Origin of the sequence: Sphaerisporangium sp. NPDC051011 (assembly GCF_040653595.1) — a bacterium.
Classification (GTDB): domain Bacteria; phylum Actinomycetota; class Actinomycetes; order Streptosporangiales; family Streptosporangiaceae; genus Sphaerisporangium.
Genome location: NZ_JBFAGG010000016.1, coordinates 53,681 through 73,635 on the forward strand (window position 1 = coordinate 53,681; position 19,955 = coordinate 73,635).

At 70.8% G+C, this 19,955-nt stretch carries 16 protein-coding genes; 3 read left to right on the forward strand and 13 right to left on the reverse strand.

Features of this window, described 5'->3' with window-relative positions; all coding sequences use genetic code 11:
* Positions 1–39: 39 nt before the first annotated feature.
* The gene (locus AB0H21_RS31375) at positions 40–537 is read right to left on the reverse strand and encodes a GNAT family N-acetyltransferase (RefSeq protein WP_358523843.1); all 498 of its coding nucleotides are present in this window, start codon (positions 535–537) and stop codon (positions 40–42) included.
* The gene (locus AB0H21_RS31380) at positions 534–1,832 is read right to left on the reverse strand and encodes an XRE family transcriptional regulator (RefSeq protein WP_358523846.1); all 1,299 of its coding nucleotides are present in this window, start codon (positions 1,830–1,832) and stop codon (positions 534–536) included. The genes AB0H21_RS31375 and AB0H21_RS31380 overlap by 4 nt, the downstream gene beginning before the upstream one ends.
* 600 nt (positions 1,833–2,432) lie before the next feature.
* Here AB0H21_RS31380 and AB0H21_RS31385 point away from each other — a divergent pair.
* The 3 genes from AB0H21_RS31385 to AB0H21_RS31395 all read left to right on the forward strand — a co-directional run bounded on the left by AB0H21_RS31385 (position 2,433) and on the right by AB0H21_RS31395 (position 4,601).
* Positions 2,433–2,702 (forward strand): hypothetical protein, encoded by a 270-nt coding sequence (locus AB0H21_RS31385; protein ID WP_358523849.1) that lies wholly within the window; start codon positions 2,433–2,435, stop codon positions 2,700–2,702.
* 488 nt (positions 2,703–3,190) lie between these two features.
* Positions 3,191–4,198 (forward strand): mechanosensitive ion channel family protein, encoded by a 1,008-nt coding sequence (locus AB0H21_RS31390; RefSeq protein ID WP_358523851.1) that lies wholly within the window; start codon positions 3,191–3,193, stop codon positions 4,196–4,198.
* 10 nt (positions 4,199–4,208) lie between these two features.
* On the forward strand, positions 4,209–4,601 hold the full coding sequence (locus AB0H21_RS31395) for a globin (protein WP_358523854.1): 393 nt from the start codon (positions 4,209–4,211) through the stop codon (positions 4,599–4,601).
* A 308-nt stretch (positions 4,602–4,909) separates the two neighbouring features.
* Here AB0H21_RS31395 and ettA read toward each other — a convergent pair whose 3' ends face one another.
* The 11 genes from ettA to AB0H21_RS31450 all read right to left on the reverse strand — a co-directional run bounded on the left by ettA (position 4,910) and on the right by AB0H21_RS31450 (position 19,888).
* Positions 4,910–6,574 carry an energy-dependent translational throttle protein EttA gene (ettA, locus tag AB0H21_RS31400; protein WP_358523857.1) on the reverse strand — a complete coding sequence of 555 codons (1,665 nt, stop codon included), beginning with the start codon at positions 6,572–6,574 and terminating at the stop codon, positions 4,910–4,912.
* Positions 6,575–6,584: 10 nt separating this feature from the next.
* Complete coding sequence (locus AB0H21_RS31405; protein ID WP_358523859.1) at positions 6,585–7,820, reverse strand: GGDEF domain-containing protein; 1,236 nt, start codon at positions 7,818–7,820, stop codon at positions 6,585–6,587.
* Positions 7,821–8,293: 473 nt separating this feature from the next.
* Positions 8,294–8,908, reverse strand: a complete 615-nt coding sequence (locus AB0H21_RS31410) for a single-stranded DNA-binding protein (protein WP_358523861.1) — start codon at positions 8,906–8,908, stop codon at positions 8,294–8,296.
* A gap of 148 nt (positions 8,909–9,056) precedes the next feature.
* Positions 9,057–10,706, reverse strand: coding sequence for a GTPase (locus AB0H21_RS31415; RefSeq protein WP_358523864.1), 1,650 nt, complete (start codon positions 10,704–10,706; stop codon positions 9,057–9,059).
* A complete protein-coding gene (locus tag AB0H21_RS31420) occupies positions 10,703–13,075 on the reverse strand; it encodes a dynamin family protein (RefSeq protein WP_358523867.1) in 2,373 nt (790 codons plus the stop codon). The genes AB0H21_RS31415 and AB0H21_RS31420 overlap by 4 nt, the downstream gene beginning before the upstream one ends.
* Positions 13,072–14,307, reverse strand: a complete 1,236-nt coding sequence (cobA, locus tag AB0H21_RS31425; RefSeq protein WP_358523870.1) for a uroporphyrinogen-III C-methyltransferase — start codon at positions 14,305–14,307, stop codon at positions 13,072–13,074. Before cobA ends, AB0H21_RS31420 begins: the two co-directional genes overlap by 4 nt.
* A gap of 55 nt (positions 14,308–14,362) precedes the next feature.
* A complete protein-coding gene (gene speB, locus AB0H21_RS31430) occupies positions 14,363–15,412 on the reverse strand; it encodes an agmatinase (protein ID WP_358523873.1) in 1,050 nt (349 codons plus the stop codon).
* An 88-nt stretch (positions 15,413–15,500) separates the two neighbouring features.
* On the reverse strand, positions 15,501–16,430 hold the full coding sequence (locus tag AB0H21_RS31435; protein ID WP_358523876.1) for a sirohydrochlorin chelatase: 930 nt from the start codon (positions 16,428–16,430) through the stop codon (positions 15,501–15,503).
* 219 nt (positions 16,431–16,649) lie between these two features.
* The gene (locus AB0H21_RS31440; protein ID WP_358523879.1) at positions 16,650–17,759 is read right to left on the reverse strand and encodes a GNAT family N-acetyltransferase; all 1,110 of its coding nucleotides are present in this window, start codon (positions 17,757–17,759) and stop codon (positions 16,650–16,652) included.
* A gap of 57 nt (positions 17,760–17,816) precedes the next feature.
* Positions 17,817–18,989 (reverse strand): ABC transporter permease, encoded by a 1,173-nt coding sequence (locus AB0H21_RS31445; protein WP_358523882.1) that lies wholly within the window; start codon positions 18,987–18,989, stop codon positions 17,817–17,819.
* A complete protein-coding gene (locus tag AB0H21_RS31450) occupies positions 18,986–19,888 on the reverse strand; it encodes an ATP-binding cassette domain-containing protein (RefSeq protein ID WP_358523884.1) in 903 nt (300 codons plus the stop codon). Before AB0H21_RS31450 ends, AB0H21_RS31445 begins: the two co-directional genes overlap by 4 nt.
* Positions 19,889–19,955: the final 67 nt, after the last annotated feature.

Below are 19,955 nucleotides of genomic sequence, written 5' to 3' on the forward strand. Positions count from 1 at the left end.
ATAGGCAGTGTCTTGGACCGAAATACGATATATATGCGCCTAGTGGGTAAGTTGCGATGAAGGCTGCGGCGTCAGCGGCTTCTCACCGTAAACAACGACAAGTCCTCCCCTGTCCTCCCGGCGGACTTCCCGCCAGCCGTACTTCCGGTAGAGCTCCAGCGCCGCGCCCTGCCGCAGCGTCGTGTCCCCGCGCAGCCTGCTGTAGCCGAGCCGCCGCGCGGCCTCCTCCAGCGCGTCGATGACGAGCGTGCCGAACCCGCGCCGCTGGAAGTCCGGACGGACCCGCAGGCGGCACAGCTCGGCGCAGTCGTCGTCGACGCGCCGCAGGCCGCCCATGGCCACGATGCCGGCGCCCTCCACCTGGCCGACCAGGAACTCGCCCCGGTCGGCCAGGTAGACCTCGTTGATGCGCGGGATGTCATCGTCGTAGTAGACCCCGTCTCCCATGGTGATGCCGACCTGGGCGAGACAGGTGCGGTGCAGGTCCCAGACGGCTTCCCGATCCGACCAGCGATACCGCCTGAGCACAAGCGTCATACAGCGGGCTCCGCCGGTGTCTCGGGCGCCGGGCCCATCGTCGCGAGGTGCTCGATGAAGTCCTGGAGCCCTTCGATGTTGTCGCCACATTTGACCTGGATCGCCTTGGCGAGGTCCGCGGCCCGGCGCACGATGATGTCCGTCCGGAAGCCGTCGCCGACCCGGCCCACCGCGTCCCTCCCGAGCCGCAGCGCCTCGTGGCCGTCGCCTTCGAGCAGCCTGCACTGCGCCTGGTCGAATCTGATGAGCGTCTGGTCGAGCAGGTCGCCGTCGTACTTCTCCAGCGCCTGCTCCAGGATCAGGTCGGCCTCGACCGTCTGCCCGAGCCGGGTCAGAGCGTCGCCCTGGTGGAAGTAGAGCTGGCGCTCGGTGTAGCCGAAGACGGTGTCCTCCTGCTGGGCGGGGCTCATCTGGGCGAACGCGGCCCTGGCGCGGGCCAGCGCACGCTTGGCCTGGTCGACGACTTCCTTCTTGCCTCCCGCGTTGGCGAGCATCGACAGTGCCCTGGCCTCCACGACGGGGGCCATGGCCTTGGCCGCGCACGGGGTCTGCCCGGCGAGGTCGCGGCTCTTCTTGGCGAGGTTGAGGGCCTCGCGTGGATCTCCGTAGAAGAGGGGCACCAGGGCCTCGCGCGCGGTGACCCAGGCCCGCAGCGCGCGGTCCCCGGTCTCGTCCGCGGCGGCGCGCGAGGTGCGGAAGAACGACCGGGCGAGGCGCTGGTCGCCGAGGTCGATCATGATGATGCCGGCCAGGCCCGAGAGGCGGGCGGCCAGCGCGCAGAGGCGCTCCTGGAGGTCGATCGGCTGGTGGCGCTCCATCGCCTGCCGGACCGTGCTGAACTCAAGGAGCACGTCGCAGAGCTGCTGCAACGGTGGGGTGTTCATGTACTGCCGGCCGAAAGAGGTCGCCGCCTCTTCCCAGTGATCGAGCATGGCGGGGGACACGGTGGTCGACACCAGGGTCTCGTCCATGCGCCTGCGGATGTTGTCGGCCGCGCCGAGCACGGAGTCGTTCAGCGGCACCGCGGTGCCCGCGATCATCGCCAGCAGCGTCCTACGTAACACGTTCTCGTCCTCCTCACCCCCGTCTGCGGTGGAGTCGCTGAGCGGCTTGACCCACAGCTCGCGCGATTCGGGGGAACTCTCGGGTTTGACCTCCTTGAGGCCGCCCCGCACGATGCCGGGCATGCGATGGCCGTGGCCACAGATGCACGGGCCGTCGTAGCCGAGGGCGGCCGGCTCGACCCGGTAGACGGAACACAGATAGTGGAGGTACTCGGGGCCAGGGCGTTTCAACCCGCTTTCGTATGCACTGAGAAGCGTTTCCCCTATGCCGGGTACCGGTTTGCCGTCGCGTTCGAACAGAGCACGCACCTGTTCGATCACGTCGGCAAGGGCGACCCCATGAGCGAGGCGGTGTGATTTGATTCGAGTTGTCCCGAAATGAGGGGAGCACTCTTCATAAATCTCCTCGGCGATTCGGGCGGAACTACGCCCGGCCGCCAGGCCTCGCGCCCGGGTTCGCCGGGCCAACTCCGTTTCCTTGTGCTGTCTGCCGGACATCCCGGCCCCTCCCTTGCGGCCAGCCGCTCATGCTGGCCACGTCGCCGACCGGTTCATCACCTACGATGACGCAGCATCACGCCCGGGTTACGCTGCGTCTATTGAGAATGATGGACCAGTTATGACCAGCCGTGAAAGGACGATAGAAGCTGCTGGCATAGGATCGTCCCCCGCCGGGCGTGTTCTTTCAACCCACTTGAAATAACCGAGCACCCGACCGCCCGTGAAGCTTCGTTGACCCATCGGCCCGGGTGAGTCAGATTTGGCCAACCAGCCGCGATTCACCAGGGGATTAACCCCCCGGAAATCGCCGGAGACGAGGGAAGGCTCCGAGTGGACGACAGCTTCCAGCACCTGGAACGACTGGCCGATGAGCTCGACGCTCGCGGGCTGCTCGCCAGGGTGGTGCACACACAGTCGGGACGGGCGTTCGTCCGCGTGATCAATCCGAACGCCACGAGTCTGGCCGAGAACGTCACCTGCCGCGCGCAGGCGGCCCCCGCATACTTCTGGTGGTCGTGGGGCGAGCGCATGCACACGGCCGACGACCCGGCGGGCGCGGCGACCAAGGTCGCCCAAGTGCTGGCCGCGGTGAGCGAATAGGCACGAGGCGGACGCGGTGCAGCGCAGTCACCTCGTCCGCCCGTGTCCCACCGCGGCTCTTCGGGGTCGGCGGGGCGTCCGGTGCGGAGCGCTCCGGCCTGTGGCGACACAGCAGCCGGAGCGCTGGGCGCCCCGCCGGCTCCGTATATCAACGATCGAACTCTTCGTGATCAACGAGCAGCCCGTGTTCTTGATCACATGGCTGCCGCCGGGCGCGGACATCCTCCGCGGTCGGCGGTGATCGGGAATCCCCCGATCGGGAACGGCGCGGGACACGCTTCCGGGTGCGTGTCCCGCCCGGGCCGCACGTCACCGGGGTGTCCGGGCCCGCCCTCCGCGGCCCCGGGCCGGGCACTCCCGTCTTCCCCGGCGTGGTGTGACGACGGCCGGGCCGGTCGGCGGAGTCGCTTCGGTCAAGTACCGTTTTCTCTAGGTCAAGGACCGACATCGTCTTCGCCGACCGGCCCGATCCGAAGGGGAGCAACCGCGTGTTCCTGCTTGGCCCCAGTCCGGCGCCGTCTCCCTCGACCTCGCCCGATCCAGGCCTCCCCGGCCTCGATGACACGGCACAACTGGCCATGAACATGTGCGGCGGCACCAGCAAGGACAACGTCCTGTGTGGCATCCTGCTCAACGTGCTACCCGCCGACTGGGCGTCCCCTGTGGCCTGGATCATCAGCATCGTCCTCATCCTGGTGGTCGCCCTGGTCATCCGAGGGCTGCTCCACCGAGTGGTCAACCGCGTGATCCGCCGGGCCGCCGACGGCGTCATGCCAGAACGCCTGCGATTCCGCGCCACGCCCGTGGACGGCGCAACGGCCGTGATCACCGAGCGCCGCCGCCAGCGCGCCGAGACGCTCGGGTCCGTCCTCAACAGTCTGATCACCGCCGTCGTCTTCGGCACCGCCGGGCTCATGGTGCTCAGCCGGTTCGGGCTCGACCTGGCGCCCATCCTGACCAGCGTCGGCATCCTCGGCGTCGCGGTGGGCTTCGGCGCCCAGGAACTGGTGAAGGACTTCATCGCCGGCATGTTCATGCTGGTGGAGGACCAGTACGGTGTGGGCGACCTGATCGACACCGGGATGGCGATCGGCACCGTCGAGGCCGTGACGCTGCGCATCACCCGCCTGCGCGACGTCGACGGCCGGGTCTGGTACGTCCGCAACGGCACGATCACCCGCGTCGGCAACGAGTCACAGGGGTGGTCGCGGGCCGTGGTCGACGTGCCGGTGGCCTACGAGGCGGACATCGCCGGCATCCGGGATGTCCTCAAGGGCCTCACCGAGGAGATCTGGAACGACCCGGACCTTCGCGACATCGCAATCGTCGAGGAGCCCCAGGTGTTCGGGCTGGAGCAGATCTCCGACAAGGCGATGATCTTCAGGATCAGCGTGAAGACGGTGCCGTCGCAACAGGCCGAGGTCGCCCGCGAGGTCCGCATGCGGGTCAAGATGGCGCTGGACCGGGCCGGCATTCCCCTCGCCGCGTCTGAGTAGGCTGGTTCGCGTGTCCGCTACTCCTCCGGAATCCATGTCCTTCTACGACGCCGTGGGCGGCTCAGAGGCCTTCGAGCGCCTCGTGCACCGCTTCTACCAAGGCGTCGCCGACGACCCGCTGCTGCGCCCGCTGTACCCCGAAGAGGACCTCGACGGGGCCGAGGAGCGCCTGCGCCTGTTCCTCATCCAGTACTGGGGCGGCCCGAGCACGTACGGCGAGCGCCGCGGGCATCCCCGGCTGCGCATGCGGCACGCGCCGTTCGTGATCGGCGAGGCGGAACGCGACGCCTGGCTGCGCCACATGCGCGAGGCCGTCGAGTCCCTGGAGCTCCCCGGCGAGCTGGAGGCCAAGCTCTGGAACTACCTGGAGTACGCCGCGCAAAGCCTCGTCAACGCCCACTGACCCCGTCGGCCGGCCCTCCCCGGCCGAAGCACCGTCCCCCGCCCTCGGGCCAGACGCCGGACCGCTCCACGCACGGCCCGGGCGCAGGGGCAGCGGCAGGCAGGGTCAGAAGCTCCCCGTGGTGGCGCGACGCCGTCCACGAGATCTACGTTCGCAGCCGCGCCCGTCCGCGTGGACGGCGGGGACGGGCGGATGGCGCTCTTGATACGACGATGGCGGGGTCCTGGTCGTCCGGACCCCGCCTGCCAGCTGTGCCTATGGCCGCGCCTCCGACACGAAGGGTTCGGGGCGCACTTTAGGCGGCGAACTCAGTCGCGGGTGAGCTTGCGGTACGTCACCCGGTGGGGGCGCGCCGCCTCGGCGCCCAGACGGTCGATCTTGTTCTTCTCGTAGTCGGCGAAGTTGCCCTCGAACCAGAACCAGTTCGAGCCGCCCTCCCACGCGAGGATGTGCGTCGCGATGCGGTCGAGGAACCACCGGTCGTGCGAGGTGATCACCGCACAGCCCGGGAAGTCCAGCAGGGCGTTCTCCAGGCTGCCCAGCGTCTCGGTGTCGAGGTCGTTGGTGGGCTCGTCCAGCAGCAGGACGTTGCCGCCCTGCTTGAGCGTGAGCGCGAGGTTGAGGCGGTTGCGCTCGCCGCCGGACAGGATGCCCGCCGGCTTCTGCTGGTCGGGGCCCTTGAAGCCGAACGCCGCGATGTAGGCGCGCGAGGGCATCTCGACGTGGCCGACCTTGATGTGGTCGAGCTCGTCGGAGACGACCTGCCAGACGTTCTTCTTCGGGTCGATGTTGCCGCGGCCCTGGTCGACGTAGGAGATCTTGACGGTCTCGCCGATCGTGATGTCGCCGGTGTCGGGCGTCTCGGCGCTCATGATCATGCGGAACAGTGTGGTCTTGCCCACGCCGTTGGGACCGATGACGCCGACGATGCCGTTGCGGGGCAGGTCGAAGGTCAGACCCTCCATCAGCAGGCGGTCGTCGAAGCCCTTCGTGAGGCCGGCCGCCCTGATGACGGTGGTGCCGAGGCGCGGGCCCGGCGGGATCTGGATCTCTTCGAAGTCGAGCTTGCGGTGCTTGTCGGCCTCGGCCGCCATCTCTTCGTAGCGCTGGAGACGCGCCCGGCTCTTGGTCTGGCGGGCCCGCGCGTTGGAGCGCACCCACTCGAGCTCTTCCTCCAGGCGCCTCCTGCGCTTGGCGTCCTTCTGGCCCTCGACCTTCAGGCGGGCCGCCTTCTGCTCCAGGTAGGTGGAGTAGTTGCCCTCGTAGGGGTAGCAGCGGCCGCGGTCGAGCTCGAGGATCCACGTCGCCACGTTGTCGAGGAAGTAGCGGTCGTGGGTGACGGCCAGGACGGTGCCGGGGTACTTCTCCAGGTGCTGCTCGAGCCACTGGACGCTCTCGGCGTCGAGGTGGTTGGTGGGCTCGTCGAGCAGCAGCAGGTCGGGCTGCTCCAGCAGCAGCTTGCACAACGCGACGCGGCGGCGCTCACCACCCGACAGCTTGGTCACCTCGGCGTCGGGCGGCGGGCAGCGCAGCGCGTCCATCGCCTGTTCGAGCTGGCTGTCGACGTCCCACCCGTTGCGGTGGTCGAGGGCCTCCTGCAGTTTGCCCATCTCGTCCAGCAGCTCGTCGCTGTAGTCGGTCGCCATGAGCTCGGCGATCTCTTCGAAGCGGGCCCGCATGGCCAGCGTCTCGGCCACGCCCTCCTGGACGTTGCCGAGGACGGTCTTGGACTCGTTGAGCGGAGGCTCCTGCTGGAGCATGCCGACCGTGAACCCGGGCATCAGCCGGGCGTCACCGTTCGACGGCTGCTCGAGGCCGGCCATCATCTTCAGAAGCGTGGACTTACCGGTGCCGTTGGGGCCCAGTACACCAATCTTGGCTCCGGGCAGGAAATGCAGCGTGACGTCGTCAAGGACAACCTTGTCGCCGTGCGCCTTGCGCACGCGCTGCATCGTGTAGATGTACTCGGGCATGCCTCTAAGACTAGGGGATTCCGCCGTCGGAGTTGTCCGCTCGCGCACGAGGGGGCGGGACCGGGGCGACCGGCAGGCAGATGCGGTCGCGGCCGAGCTCCTTGGCCCGGTAGAGAGCGAGATCGGCGGCGGCGAGCAGCTCGATCAGGTCGTCGCCGTGGACGCTCATGATGGCCACGCCCGCCGACACCGTGACGGTGATCATCGCGTCGTCGACCGGAATGGCCATCCTGCCGACGCGGGAGCGCAGGCGCTCGGCCACCCGGCGGGCCTCGGCGACGTCCGCCCCCGGCAGCAGGACCACGAACTCCTCGCCGCCGAACCGGCCGACGACGTCGTATTCGCGGAGCTGGCTGCGCAGGGCCGTGGCGACACCCGCGAGCACCTGGTCGCCGACAAGGTGGCCGTAGGTGTCGTTGACCCGTTTGAAGTGGTCGATGTCGACGATCAGGAGCGCGAGCGTCTCGCCGGTGCGCCGGGCGCGGACGATCTCGGTGTCGGCCTCCCGCTGCCAGGCCGTCGCGTTGAGCAGGCCGGTCTTGGCGTCGGTGCGGGCGGCGGCCTTGAGCTGGGCGTGCAGCAGGCTGCGTTGCAGGAGCACCACCGGCGGGAGCGTGAGAAGCAGCAGCAGCGGGCTGACCCCGCAGGCGATGGCGACCAGGACCCCGAGGCAGAGCTCGACGACGTCGAGGATCACGCGCTCGCGATCCCACAGGACGTCGCGCCACCGGGAGTCGGGATCGGAGATCTGCAGGGCGACGGCGATCAGGGCGGTGTTGAGGACGGTGAACAGCGCCGCGCAGGCCACGGCCAGGGCGATCGGCCCGCCCGTGCCGAGCGAGGGCCCCGCCGGGGCGCGCACGAAGGCGTGAAAGACCATGGACGCGACGCCGGCGGCGAGGCCGATCGCCGCCGCGCTGAACACCCGCCGGTAGAGCACCGTGGCCCGTACCCGGATCTGCAGCAGGAACTGCAGTGGCAGGGGCGCCAGCAGCGCGTACACCGGGGGCAGCAGCAGCGCGACGGGGAGCCACCACGCGGAGAGCAGGTCACGGGACACGCCGGCCGGCATGCCGAGCCTGCGGGTCGCCTCGATGCAGACCGCCCCGCAGGCCACCAGGGCCAGGAAGGTCAGGAACTCCGCCCAGCGGAACTCGGTCGACACGGCGAGGTAGCCCGCCGCGCCCACGGCGAGGCCCACGGTGGCGCAGACGTAGAGGACCAGCATGGTGGGCTGAGCCAGCAACGGCCAGCGATCGGCCAGTGATTGCACGCCGACCCGTGGCTCGTCCGAGGAATGACCGAGCGCCGTCATCACATCCCCCAAGCTCACATCCGTCCGGACGGGTTCGATGTCTCGACTGTACGTCTCACGATGTGTAACACAATAGTCGCAGAGTGTGCGGGGCGCGATGAGAACCGCTACGTTGGAGCACTGCGGCCACGCCTCCCCCGGTTGGAGGCCCAGGCCACGATCCGACCGCTCCGCGACGAGCGGCTCCCCTGCGGGAAAGGAGCAGCCATGGTGCGAGGCGTCATCTGGACCTGACCAGACACACCCACCCATGACCCACGGCAGCCCCTCGCCCGGCGCGCGATCCTCGAATCCGCCCCGTCGGACGCGTCAGGCGCGCCACCCGAGACGCGGCCGACCAGCCCTGGCGAGGAGGAGCGGCGCCGCCCCGGCAAGGAACCGTCCAGAAACGGAGCCGCCGGAACTCAGGCGGCCAGACGCTCGGCGATCTCGGCGGTCTCAATGGTCTCGGTGGTCTCTGTTGTCTCCATCGTCTCGCTCTTCTCGACCGCTTCCGCGGCCGGCGCCTGGCGAGCGAAACCGGCGGGAGGCGCCACCTGAACGTCCCCGCCCTCGTCGGCGGCCGCCGTGACCGCCCCGGCCATCGCCATCACCGGTGCGCCGGCCCCGGCGGCCGTCCGCTGGGGTTTCTCGAAGGTGGTCACGCCCCGGCGCAGGTCATGGCCGACGGAGACGGCCTCGACCTCGGCCGCCGACCCTCGCCGGCCGTCGCGCTCGTAGGAGCGGACGCGCAGCTTGCCGTGCACGACGATGGGCTGCCCGGGCCTGACGCACCGGGCGACGTTCTCGGCCAGCACCCGGTAGCAGCGGACGGTGTAGTAGCTGGTCTCGCCGTCGTACCAGGACTGGCTGGACTTGTCGTAGAGGCGCGGCGCGCAGGCGAGCCGCAGTGACGTCACGCGGAGGCCGTTCTCACCGGCGAACTGCCGGGGCTCGGCGACGACGTTCCCGCTCAGCGTGATGTAGATGTCGTTCATCGTGCCTCCCATGGCGGGCCGGCGGACCGTCTCCACCGGCATGGGAGTCAGCTTGACGCGGCCCGTCACCCTCCATGGTCGCCGAACCACGTTCTGTGGATGATTCGCCACGCCGCGCGGCCGCCTGTGGATAACCGACCGCGCACAGCAACGGCCGCGCCCTGCGGCAGATCACGCGGGGAAGTGACCGTCAGCGCCGGGCCGCGGCGAGCGCGGCGAAGAACTCGTTGTACCGCTGGAGTTCCTGCTCCACCGGCTTGACCACCATGTCCTTGGAGACGACCGAGATCCGCCGCCGCATGTCGCGTTCGAGGCGGTCCCGCTCCTTGCCCGCGCCGAGCACGACGAAGTTGCGGCTCGCGATGGCCGACAGCAGGCCGAGCCCGAGCACACTGACCACCATCACCCCGAGCCAGGGCAGCACCGAGACGTCCCCGAGGAGCTCGGCGGGGGCCTTCACCAGCTTGAGCACGCCGTACACGACGATGGCGCCGGCCCAGGCCAGCCCGGCGGCGAACAGCGCCACCAGCAGGTACTGCCAGACCTTCAGCAGCCGCCACCACCCCGGCACGCGGTCGAGGCGCGGGGCGGTCTCGGACAGTTCGCCGGACAGAACCTCGGGAAGCCTCTTCACCTGCGAGCGCGCGGCGTCGCGCACGCCGTTGCGCCACGCCTCGGGCATTCCGGACGTCAGCCCGTCGGCCAGCGCCTGCACGGCGTTCTCGACCTCGGCGGGCTGGGCGCTGACCTTGGCCGCCGTCACGGCCTTGATCTCGTCGCGGAGGTTGCCGATGCGCAGGCTGGCGAGGGGGTCGGGACGCAGGCGGGACGCCCAGCGGGCGAACGGCCAGCCGACCCAGTCGAGCGACCGCACCCCGTAGACGTTCTCCATGGCCTCTCCGACCGCCGGGACGCCGACCGCGTCGCTGAGCGCGTCGGTCAGGCCCTCCTGGCGGGCGAGGTCGACGGTGGGCTGCACCGCCATGGTCTGGGCCTTGGGCATGACCTTGGTCAGCCGGCCCATGAGGCGGTCGAGGTCGGCCTCCAGGCGCTGCACGGCGGCCCGGCGACCGGCGACGGACTCGGCCAGCACGCTCTTCAGGCTGTTGACCCCCCGGCCGGTCGCCGCCGAGGTCGGGACGATGCGCGGATGCTGCACGCCTTCCCGTTTGAGCAGGTCGGACAGGTCCACGACGCACTCGGCCAGTTCCTCGGGGGCCAGCCGGTCGGCCTGGTTCAGCGCGAACACCGTGACCGCCTCGTGCCCGGCGAGCTCGGCGACGTACTTGCTGTGGGTGGCCGCGTCGGCGTACTTCTGCGGGTCGAGCACCCACACGATGACGTCCGCGATCTGGATCAGCCGGTCGGCCTCGTGGTCGGTGATCGCGCGGATCGAGTCGTGGTCGGGCAGGTCGAGCAGAATCAGCCCGTGGAGCTGGCTCTCGCCCCTGTCCAGGGCGCTGGCGCGGGCGAAGCGGTGGCGCCACTGGATCTGCAGCCAGTCGAGCAGCGGCCCGGCGCCGTCGATGCCCCACACGCAGGCGTGCGGCCGGGCGGTGGTCGGCCTGCGGACCCCGGTCGGGGACAGCTCCAGCCCCGAGACGCGGTTGAACAGGGACGACTTGCCGCTGCCGGTGCCGCCCGCGAGCGCGACCACCGTGTGCTCGCCGGACAGCTTGAGACGGTCGCCGGCGCGCAGCAGCAGCCGCCCGGCCTCGGCGATCAGCGCGGGGTCGACCCGGCCGGGGCCGAGCTCCACGACCTTCGCCAGGGCCGCCATGCGCTGCCCCAGATCACTTCTCGTCTCCATCGTCCCGGCACGTCCGCCGCTGACCGTCATCGGGCGACCTCGAGGTTGTACGTTGCCTGGTAGAGCCGCTTGGCGGCGGCTTCGTCCGGGATTCCCGCCTCGTCGAGCACCTGCACGTATCTCAGGGTCTCCTCGTCGAACAGGAGGCTGATGCGGGCCCGCAGGTCGCTGCGCGCCTTGGTGCCGATGGTGCGCAGCGAGTCGGCCCCGAGCACACCGCGCAGCAGCCGATCGGGAAGCGTGCCGGTGCCCGAGGTCTCCGCGACCTCCGAGCTTCCGTAGCCGAGCAGGCCGATCATGAAGACGAGCGCCAGGGACTCCACGTCGAAGGAGACGAGCTTGGCCACCGACCGCTTGGCCACGCCGCCAGACCGGACGAGCCCCACCACGTGCTCCTGCCAGGCGCCGACCGTGCGGCCGACCCGGCGGACGAACTCCTCCGACGGGCCGCCGAGCCCGGGGGAGGCGGCGAGGCGGTCGCCGGCGCCGTCACGCTGCCGCCACCGGTTGACGACCTCCTCGGCCGCGCGCTGCCCGGCCGAGACGATGACGGACTCCAGCGCCGCGCGCAGCGCCTGCTTGAAGGCGCGCGACCGCGCGGGGGCCTGCTGGGACGCCTTGGCGGTCAGGCGGCCGGGGCGGCGCAGGTGCAAGGTGCGCATCAGGTCGCCGGAGCCCGCGAAGTCCTGCCAGCGGGCGAGGACCTCACCGCGCAGCAGCGACCCGTTGGTGGTGAACTCGTCGATCTCGGCGAGCGCGGCCATGTACGCGGCGTCGACGTCCGTGCGCAGCTCCGCGCGGAACGCGACCTGGGCCTCCAGGTGCCGCGCGAGGGCCGGGACACGGGCCCGGAAGCTGGACATCACGCCGTCGAGGGTGGCCTGGATGGCCTGCTCGCGGCGCTGATCGTCCACCGAGAGCTCGGTCAGCCACATGCGCAGCTCGGCGACCTCCTCCTCCGGCAGGCGGCCGGCGGTGACCACCGACTCGTTGACCACGAACCGCTCGACGTCGCCGAGGCCGTATTCCTGCAGCATGCGGGCGAAGTGCTTGTCGATCACGTCCCGGGACTTCACGGGCACGCGCGACAGGACGATGGCGAGGCGGGCGCCGCGTTCCTTGGCCCGCCGTAAGACGCCCCAGGACGGGGCGTCGGCGTACCGCGCGGCCGTGGTGACGAAGATCCACAGGTCGGCGGCGTCGAGCATGCGGTGGGCGACCTCGTGGTGGGCCTCGACCACCGAGTCGATGTCCGGGGTGTCCAGCAGGGCCACGCCCGGGGGCAGCCGCTCGCTGGTGGAGAGGACGAGGCTCTCGAGTGTGCCATCCGTACCCGGCCGGTCGACGCGGATCATGCCGCCGAGCACCTCGCCCTTGGCGAACCATTCGCGGTCGTCGGGGTGGCAGGCCAGCACGGGGGTGCCGGTGGTGGGGCGGCGCACTCCCGTGACGCTCAGCTTGGCGGCGGCCAGCGTGTTGACCAGCGTGGACTTGCCGGCGCCCGTGGAGCCCACGACGACGACCAGGGCGGGCGCCGTGCTCATGTGGACGCGCGGGATCACGTAGTTCTCGAGCTGGGCGAGGATCTCGGCCTGCGCCTTGCGCGCGTCCTCGACCCCGGGCACGTCGAGGCCGAGCCGGAGGCCGGTGACGCTGTTCTTCAGGTTGGAGAGCGCGGCGGTCAGGGCGCGGGAGACGGGCTTGGGCAGCGGGACCTCGCGGACGGGCCCGGACACCTCGGCCAGGCCGATCGGCTCGGACCACTCGGTCAGCTCAGATTGCTCGGTCAGCTCAGATTGCTCGGTCGGCTCGGATTGCTCGGTCGGCTCGTGCGCAGTCGGCTCGTGCGCGGTTTCCGCCGCGGCCTCCGGGGCGTCCTCGGCCGACGCCGTTCGCTCCGGGTCCTCCGGGTCCTCCGGCACCTCGGGGGCGTCCAGGACTTCTGACGCGTTCGGCACGTCCGAGGCGGCGGACACCTCCGCGATATCCGATTCCTCCACCCTGTCCGATTTGTCCGCACTATTCGCTACGTCCGCACCGTCGGTGCCGTCCGCGCCAGCCACCTGCTCCACCGCCACGGCGCTCGGCTCGGAATCGTCCGCGCTCTCCACGGCGTGGGGGGGCTCCTCCGCGCGGTCCGTGTCCTCGGCGGCCTGGGCGGTCTCGCCGGCTCCGTCTGTGGTCGGGGCGGCTCCGTCCGCGGCACCCTCGGCCGCGGGGACCTTCCCGTTCCCGGCCGGCGCGCCCTCGGGGGCAAGGTCGTCGTCCACGCCGATGGCCTGGAACGTGATGGTCTGTTCCTCCAGGGCCTCGGGGACGTCCTTCCCCTCGGTCACCATGCCGCCCGACCACTCGGTGTGCTCATCGGCGTACTCCGTCTTCTTCGCCGCCGATTTCACGGAACCCGCTCCGCTCGCACCATCTTGATCTCCTGGCCGACCCTGACGACGTCACCGACGACCACGATCGCCGGAGGCCGCGTCCCAGCGGCGATCACGCGCTCCGCCACCGTGGAGAGATCGGCATAAAGAGCTCGCTGGGTCGGAAGAGTACCGTCCTGTACCACCATCACGGGTGTTTCCGGCGAACGTCCTTCTCGTATCAGTGTGTGAGCGATCGCGGCAATTCTCTCGACAGCCATCAGAAGTACCAGGGTTCCCGGTGATCTCGCCAGTCCCGGCCAGTCAACAGTTGATTTCGGATCATCGGGTGCCACGTGAACGGAGATGACGTGGAACTCCTGGCTGACTCCGCGGTGGGTGACGGGCACGCCCTCGGCGGCGGGCACCGCGACCGCGCTCGTCACGCCGGGGACCACCACGACGGGGATTCCGGCCCGCGCGCAGGCCAGCATCTCTTCGCCGCCGCGGCCGAAGACGAACGGGTCGCCCCCCTTGAGCCGGACGACGAACTTGCCGAGCTTGGCGTGCTCGACGAGCAGCTCGTTGATCTTCTCCTGCGCGAGGTAGCGGCCGTAGGGGATCTTGGCGGCGTCGATCAGCTCGACGTCCGGCGCGAGCTCGTCCAGCAGGGCGCGGGGCGCGAGGCGGTCGGCGACGACGACGTCGGCCTGAGCGAGCAGCTGACGCCCGCGGACGGTGATCAGCGCCGGGTCGCCGGGGCCGCCGCCGACCAGCGCGACGCCGACGGGCTTGGTGCGGTTGCGCCGGGCGTCGACCGTGCCGTCACGCAGGGCGTCCACCACGGCGTCCCGGATGCCGGCCGCGCGGCGCGGGTCTCCCCCGGCGGTGACGGCGACGCTGATCTCGTCGACGCGGCCGCTCGCCGGGGTCCAGGCGGCGGAGGCGTCGCGGTCGTCGGAGCGCACGCACCAGATGCGCTTGGCCTCGGCCTCGGCGGCGATGGCGGCGTTGGCGGCGCGGTCGGACGTGCAGGCCTGGACGAGCCACGCGCCGTCGCAGTCGCCGACCTGGTAGTGGCGGCGCTCCCAGATGATCGCGCCGTCGGCGATCAGATCGTCCAGGGCAGGGGTCACGCTCGGGGACACCAGGGTGATCGAGGCGCCCGCGTCGAGCAGGGTGGGCACCCTGCGCTGGGCCACGCGCCCGCCCCCGACGACGAGCACGCGCCTGCCGTCGAGGCGGAGTCCGAGCAGGTAGGGCGACGACATTGGGACCGTGTTCCCTTTCCCGGGAAGTGGCAAAACCGTTGTGCGTGGAGTAAACCTACAGTCCGTCCGCCACCGGAGGCACAGCCCGGCCGCGTTCGTCCCCCGCCGCGCGCCTGCCTTCCAGGAGCGGCCTGCGGGGATCCCAGGGCTCGCCTCCCGCCTCCACCTCGCGCCTGCGGGCGAGGGCGGACAGCGCCTCCAGGATGACGCGGTTGCCCAGATAGGCGGTGATCTCGGCGTGGTCGTACGGCGGGGCGACCTCGACGACCTCCATGCCGACGACGGGCAGTTCGTAGCAGATGCGCCGGACCGCGTCGAGGAGCTGCCGGGCGGACAGGCCGCCGGGTTCGGGGGTGCCGGTGCCGGGCGCGTGGCCGGGGTCGCAGACGTCGATGTCGACGGAGAGGAACACGCCGTCGCAGTCGTCGGTGGCGATGGCGAACGCCTCGGTGAGGCATTCGGTGAGGCCGCGTTCCACGATCTCGGTCATCTCGTATGACCGCATGTCCCGCTCGGCCATCCACGTCAGGGTCTCGGGGCCGGGCCAGTAGCCGCGCAGCCCGATCTGCAGGAACCTGTCGCCGCGGATCGCCTCCGACTCGATGAGGCGGCGCATGGGCTGGCCGTGCCCGTACAGGTGGCCGAACTCGATGTTCCCGGTGTCGGCGTGCGCGTCGAAGTGGATCATCGAGACGCGCCCGAAGCCGTGGTGGCGGGCCACGCCGCGGGCGTCGGGAAGGGCGATGGTGTGGTCGCCGCCGAGGACGAGCGGCATGGCGCCGGACGCGGCGATCGTGTGGACGGCCTCCTCGATGTTCGCGATCGAGGTCTCGATGTCGCCGGAGTAGCATTCGACGTCGCCGGCGTCGAGGACCTTCAGGTCGCGCAGCGGGTCCACGCGCAGGGCGAGGCTCGGCCTGGATCCGTCGTGGGGAAGGTAGCAGGCCTGCCGCAGGGCCATCGGGCCGAACCGCGCGCCGGGCCGGTTGCTCGTGCCGCCGTCGAACGGCGCCCCGAGGATGACGACGTCCGCGCCCGCGTAGCTCGCCGGGTCGCCGAGGTCGCAGCGCTCCACGCCGAGGAACGTGATGTCGGGTCCGAACATCGGGCCGTAGCGCATCGGGGTCCAATCATGCTCCGGCAGCAGAATGTCACCATTTAACCGTATTAACGGAATATGACCACCCCAACGATTAACGGAATGTGCCCGCCCCAACGCGAAGCACGCCCTCCAGCGTCTCGAGGTCCTGCGGAGGCTCGACGGCGGCTGGCCTCTCCAGCCCCGCGCCGCCGAAGTCCACGTCCAGGCCGTCGGGCTCGCCCGCGGTCAGCGTCCGCTCGTACCTCTCGATGATCAGGTCGGCGAGCCCCTCGCAGTCGCCGATGACCTCGGCGCAGCGCACGTCCAGGTCGATGTGCCCGGCGGCGTACGCCAGGGCCTCGGCCCAGATCCGCTCGAGGACGGCGCCCGCGAACAGCAGGTACGGGAGCACGACGACGCGCTTGGCGCCGAGGCGGCGGCAGCGCTCGATGCCCTGGGCGACGCTCGGCGGCGCGTCGGACACGTAGGCGGTCTCGACGGTCAGCAGGTCGGGCGCGTGGGTCTCCCAGAACAGCCGCGAGACGCGGTGGACGTCAGCGTTGGCGGCGGCGTCGCCGGAGCCGTGCCCCACCAGCACCACGGCGGTCTCGGCCGGGGACACCGGCTCGCGGTGCGCCTCGTGGTCTTCGCCCGGGGAGACGGCGGCGAGGCGGGGCATCTCGGCGAGCGCGTCGGCGAGCCGCTCGGCCATCAGCGCCAGCACCCCCGGGGACGCGGCGAGCGACTGGCCGTAGTCGTGGACGAGGGTCGGGTGGGCGACCCGCGCCCGCGCGAGCGCGGCGGTGATGTCGGCGTCGTCGCCCAGCGTGAGCGGGAGGGCTACCATGCGGTGGTGGCCGCGGGCCACGAGGGAGGCGACCGAGTCGCCTAGCGAAGGGCGTCCCCTGGCGGCGAACCCGCCGGACACGTCGGCGGCGACCCCATCGAGGCGACACCGCAGGCGGTGGACGAAACGGCCGAACTCGGCCGCGCCCGTGTCGTCGTGGGCGCCGTGCCCGATGAGCAAGAGCGACGGCTTCATATGGATCTCCGATACGTTGACCTGCGGTTATGTTGGCCGGGTCGCGAGGATATACGAATCTGCCAATCCATGGACATCACTTTGCACCCTATTTGGCCAAGTCAAGACCGACGGTTCATCGTGATCTTGCGGAGGGCGCGCGGCACGAAGAGATCTGTGCCTATGGCGCTCCCTACAGCCACGCCGCGTTAGAGCGCCGCTTTGGCCGGGCGCTCCCCGCTAGACCGGTTCGCCCTTGAGCAGGCTGAACAGGACGGCGTCGGAGAGGCCGCTGGAGACGTGCAGGGCGCTCCGCAGGACTCCCTCCTCGCTGAAGCCCGCCTTCCTGGCCACCCCCTGGCTCGCGTGGTTGCCCACGGCGATGAGCAGCGTGACCCGGTGGAACCCGCGCATCATGACGAAGGTGGTCAGCGCGCGGGTCGCCTCCAGGGCGACGCCCTGACGGCGCGCCCAGGGCGAGATCCAGTAGCCGATCTCGACGTCCCCGCGTTCCCAGTCGGCCCGCTGCACTCCGGCCGAGCCCGCCAGCCGTCCCCCGGCCCTCGGCTCGATGGCGAAGTGGACGCCCCCCACCGAGTCCGTGTGGGCGTACCTGGTGCACCAGTCGTACGCGCGCTGGAGGTCGTACCCCTCGGCCCAGGGCATCCAGCGGTTGATCTCGGGGTCGCCGTCCACGGCGGAGAAGACGTCGCGGGCGTCGGAGCCGGTGAAGGGGCGCAGCAGGAGGCGCTCGCTCTCCAGGCGCACGCCGGTGCCGAAGCCGCGGCCGTTCATCGTCGGGGGCCCGAGGGCGAGATCGCGCGACAGCATGCCGAAGACGACCAGGTCGTGCGGCCCGTCATCCTCGTGGCCGCCGCCGCGCAGCAGCCCCTCGCGGGTGTACCCGGCCTTCTCGGCGACGCGCAGCGAAGAGGTGTTGTCCAGGTTGGCGCGCAGTTCGACCCGGCGCAGGCCGCCCTTGGTGAGCGCCCACTCGGTGAGCCCGGCGAGGGCTTCGGGGGCGTACCCCCTGCCGCGGTGGGCGGGGTGGACGCCGTACCCGACCTCAGTGGACCCCGCGGCCCACACGGTCTTGAAGAGGCTGATGGCGCCGATGATGACGCCGTCGGCGACCATCGCGAGGTGGACGCCCTGGCCGGAGCGCCACAGCTCGTGCACGCCGTACGAGAGCCACTGGGACACGCCCGAGGCGTGGCCGGGGACGCCCGGCGGGAGGAACCGCGCGCCCGACTCGACGATCTTCCGCACCCTGTCGGCGTCGTGCGGGCCGAAGGGCCGGAGGAGCAGCCGTTTGGTGGCGATCGTCAGGTGCTGGTCAATGCCGGTCAATTCCATCCCCCCTGTGCGGACATATCAGCTCACCGCACAAGGGGGATGGTGCGCAACTCAGGACGCCGAGGACAGTGCCTCGCGCCACTTCACCCGGGCTCCCGTACGCAGCACCGCCCGCTGGTAGATGCGCCCGCCGAGCAGCAGCACGGCGACCGCCGCGACGATCATCAGCCCCGCGGCCAGGCCCATCTCCCAGAAAGGCACGTCCAAGACGGCCGAGCGTACCGGCATGACCATCGCGGAGAACGGCGGGACGATCGACAGCACCTGCGTCAGCGTGCTGTCGGGAGCGCCCGCCGCGACGAACCCGACCAGGTAGCTCGCCATCAGCAGCATCGTCGCGGGGGTCAGCACGCCGCTGAGCTCCTCCTGCCGGGACACCAGCGAGGCGATGGCCGCGAACATCGCCGCGTAGAAGACGTAGCCCAGCAGGAACCAGACGACGGCGCCCGCGACCACGCCGTACGTGCCTTCGGGCAGCTCCGGCACCGCGCCGGTGACCTGCGCCGCCACCAGGCCGACCGCCGCGATCACGATGACCTGGGACAGCCCGAGCACGCCCACACCGATGACCTTGCCCGCCAGAAGCTGCCACGGGCGCACGGCGGTGAGGAGGATCTCGACGATCCTGCTGCCCTTCTCCTCCACCACGCCCGTGGCCACCCAGGTGCAGACCTGGATCAGCAGCATGAACAGGATGACGACGATGACCATGGCGAGCACGCGCCGGATCGTCGCGTCCTCGCCGGTGCCGTTGAGCGACACGGTCTTCATCGGCGCCACCTGCTGGGCCTGCCCGACCTTGGCCGGGTCCAGTCCCGCCGCCGTGAGGTTCGCCTCGGTGGCGACCACGCGGTGGGCGGTGTCGAGCAGCACGGCCAGGCTGTCGCCGACCACGGTCTTGGAGATGACCGTGGTGTTGTCCACGACGGCCGCCTCGACGTCCCCGTCCTCGACGCCCTTGCGCGCCGCGGCCTCGTCGGCGTACCGCGTGACCTTGACGGTGACGTCGGTGGCCTGCGCGGCCTGCCCGGCGAGCGCGGCCTGGAGCCGATCGGCCTGCCGTCCCGCCAGGCCCACGTCGTAGTCGGAGCCGCCGCCGATCAGCTTGGGAAGGGCCGCGAGGACGACCACGAGGACCGCCGTCACGAGCAGCCCGATGCGGAAGCCCTTCGTCCGGCCCCGCACGGCGATCTCGCGGCGGGCGACGAGCGTCACGGCGTTCACGCGACCACCTCGCGGAAGATCTCGGCCAGTGAGGGCTCCTGCCAGGCGAAGTGCTGGACGTGGCCGGCCTGGGCGGCGACGCGCAGCGCCTCCTGGTCATCTGCGGGGATGAGGATCACCTCGTCGTACCACTCGCCGTCCTCCGGCGTGCGTTCGGTCTCGGCCACGATCTCGCCGGGCAACAGGTCGGCCCAGCCGGGCGCCGCGCCGGTGACGACGATGCGCAGGCGCTTGCGGGACTCCCGTGCCCGCAGTTCCTCGACCGTGCCTCCGGCGATCATGCGCCCGGCCTTGATGATGCCGACCGAGTCGCACAGGCGCTCGACCAGGTCGAGCTGGTGGCTGGAGAAGACGACCGGCACCCCCGCGGCCTTGCGCTCGGTGAGGACGCCCGCCAGCGCGTCCACCGCGATCGGGTCCAGGCCGGAGAAGGGCTCGTCCAGGACCAGCAGCTCGGGGTCGTGGATGAGCGCCACGGCGAGCTGCACGCGCTGCTGGTTGCCCAGCGACAGGCTGTCGACGTCGTCGCCGCGCCGCTCGGTCAGGCTCAGCCGCTCGATCAGCTCGTCCGCCGACCGCTTGGCGGCCTGCGGGGGCATGCCGCCGAGCTTGCCGAAGTACTCGATCTGCTCGCCGACGCGCATCTTGGCGTACAGCCCGCGCTCCTCGGGCATGTAGCCGAACCTGCGCCGGGTCTCGTGGCCGACCTGGGCGCCGTTCCAGCGCACCTGGCCGCCGTCGCTGCTCAGCACGCCCATGACGATGCGCATCGTCGTGGTCTTCCCCGCGCCGTTCGCGCCGACGAAGCCGAACATCTCGCCGGGGCGCACCGTCAGGCTGACGCCGTCGAGGGCCACCGTGTCGCCGTACCGTTTTCTGAGGCCGTCCACCTCGAGCATGGGGGGCTTCCCTTTCGTGGTCTTCTCCGGCAGCGGGACGCGGCTCGGGGCGCCGTTCGCCGGGCTG

Excerpts from the sequence above, each read along its gene's own strand:
- AB0H21_RS31375 (WP_358523843.1), bottom strand. The coding sequence starts at position 537 with ATGACGCTTGTGCTCAGGCGGTATCGCTGGTCGGATCGGGAAGCCGTC.
- AB0H21_RS31435 (WP_358523876.1), bottom strand. The coding sequence starts at position 16,430 with ATGAAGCCGTCGCTCTTGCTCATCGGGCACGGCGCCCACGACGACACG.
- AB0H21_RS31450 (WP_358523884.1), bottom strand. The coding sequence starts at position 19,888 with ATGCTCGAGGTGGACGGCCTCAGAAAACGGTACGGCGACACGGTGGCC.
- cobA (WP_358523870.1), bottom strand. The coding sequence starts at position 14,307 with ATGTCGTCGCCCTACCTGCTCGGACTCCGCCTCGACGGCAGGCGCGTG.
- speB (WP_358523873.1), bottom strand. The coding sequence starts at position 15,412 with ATGTTCGGACCCGACATCACGTTCCTCGGCGTGGAGCGCTGCGACCTC.
- ettA (WP_358523857.1), bottom strand. The coding sequence starts at position 6,574 with ATGCCCGAGTACATCTACACGATGCAGCGCGTGCGCAAGGCGCACGGC.
- AB0H21_RS31410 (WP_358523861.1), bottom strand. The coding sequence starts at position 8,908 with ATGCCGGTGGAGACGGTCCGCCGGCCCGCCATGGGAGGCACGATGAAC.
- AB0H21_RS31415 (WP_358523864.1), bottom strand. The coding sequence starts at position 10,706 with ATGACGGTCAGCGGCGGACGTGCCGGGACGATGGAGACGAGAAGTGAT.